This is a genomic window from Psychrobacter sp., assembly GCF_049295055.1.
GTDB lineage: Bacteria > Pseudomonadota > Gammaproteobacteria > Pseudomonadales > Moraxellaceae > Psychrobacter.
The window spans coordinates 1-1,650 of record NZ_JBAQQF010000015.1; the positions used below are offsets into that span (position 1 = coordinate 1).

Genomic DNA, 1,650 nt, shown 5'->3' on the forward strand with positions numbered 1-1,650 from the left:
CTGTAGGGTGGTAGCCATAGAATACGATGGCCATGTCTGTTCAGTAGTTTTTGAATGCATTTGTTTTTATGAAATCGAGCATTATCCATAACAATTACGCATTTGGTTTTAAGGCTTGGAATGAGCGTGAACTTGCACCAGTGGTAGAATATGTCACCATTAATATTCTGCTCAAAGTAATCAAGCGCAAACAGCATTTTTTCATACAAAGCACCGATGACATTAGGGCGTGTTGAACATTCATAATTTCAACCAAAGATAAGCACAAGCAAGCGCCACCGTATTCTCATAACTCTGCTTGAGCTTATCAAATCTTGTTGCAACTGCTCTATAATTCTTTAGTTTGGCGAAAGCGTTTTCTACTAAGTGGCGGACTTTGTATAAGTCCCAATCCATATGGTCGTTAGAGGACTTCGTGTTTCGTTTTCGAGGGATGTTATCACGTGTCCCTGCTTGTTTAATATACGCTCGTAACGCCTCAGAATCATAACCCTTATCGGCGCATACGGTCACTGTTGCGCTCAAATCTATGTTATCAATTAAGTCTGGTGCTATCTTCACATCATGAGTGGTGCCATCTGACAAAATAAAAGTGATTGGGTTACCATGAGCATCAACTGCTAAATGGATCTTAGTCGCACGTCCTGCCACACTTTTGCTAATACTTTGCAGGTTCTCATTACCGCCACTGCTATGCTGATGCGCTTTAATATGAGTACCATCAATAAAGATCCATTCAAGGTCTGAATCTTTGACTAACAAAGCAAATAGTTGAATTAACTTATTACTGCGAAACCAGCGTTGGTAAGCTTTGTAGATGGTATCGGGCTTACCGAAATACTCGGGTAAGTCACGCCAAGGGCAACCAACGCGCATCCTATACAGAATACCTTCAACTGTCTGTCTCAGATTTCCTTTGTCATAAATATTCAGGTCTAGTAAGATAGGTCTTAGTCTGGTCCAGTGTTCATCTTTGAGCATGGTGCGAGGCATAGCGAACGAGATCTTTTGGTGTGAGAACTTAAAGATTAAACGTTCGTTATTTTTTTTGCCAACACTTTGTCGCCAATGTTCAACACGCCCTAGTACGCTTTTTTGCCTGCCAGTTGTAGCTATCAATACAAGGCGTTCCAATGGGTGCATAGCCGTAAGGGCGGATGGTTTCAGCCTCAAAGCCACTTTCATCCATGAAAACGATGGGATAGCCTTGCTTCATAAAACGATCAAGCTTACTCTGATATTCCGCTCTTTTGGTTGGACAGGCTTTTGGGTGTTCTAAGGTCTTTTTTTTGACTGAGACCAAGGCGTTTTAAGGCAATCTCAATACCTGATTTGCTACAATTTAAACGCTGTGCTCTCTCGTACATATAATCGTCTGGATACTGTTCAACATCTTTTAATAGCGTGTCATTCGGTATTTTACTGGGTGGTTTATTTCGATTTTGTTTGATACTTGGGTTTTTCAACCAGCGCTGTAATGCAGTTTTACTAATATTGTAGAAAATACACGCTTCTCGAATACTCATGTCTTTATTTTTAACACTTTTGATCACTTGCGCTCGAAAGTCTGCTGAATAGGTCATATATTCTTATACCATTTCACTTGTTTTAAAACGATTGTATCTTATTTATAAAAGACTGACTATACAT

The 1,650-nt window shown here is 40.0% G+C and carries 3 protein-coding genes and 1 pseudogene; all 4 read right to left on the bottom strand.

The window, feature by feature from the left end:
- Positions 1-224 (bottom strand): annotated as a pseudogene (locus WAZ74_RS02610) (transposase); the annotation flags it as partial.
- A 16-nt stretch (positions 225-240) separates the two neighbouring features.
- Positions 241-993 carry an IS5 family transposase gene (locus WAZ74_RS02615; RefSeq protein ID WP_422305507.1) on the bottom strand — a complete coding sequence of 251 codons (753 nt, stop codon included), beginning with the start codon at positions 991-993 and terminating at the stop codon, positions 241-243.
- A 79-nt stretch (positions 994-1,072) separates the two neighbouring features.
- Positions 1,073-1,216, bottom strand: a complete 144-nt coding sequence (locus WAZ74_RS02620) for a hypothetical protein (protein WP_422305509.1) — start codon at positions 1,214-1,216, stop codon at positions 1,073-1,075.
- Positions 1,217-1,229: 13 nt separating this feature from the next.
- The gene (locus tag WAZ74_RS02625) at positions 1,230-1,583 is read right to left on the bottom strand and encodes an IS630 transposase-related protein (RefSeq protein WP_422305511.1); all 354 of its coding nucleotides are present in this window, start codon (positions 1,581-1,583) and stop codon (positions 1,230-1,232) included.
- Between the last annotated feature and the right edge of the window lie 67 nt (positions 1,584-1,650).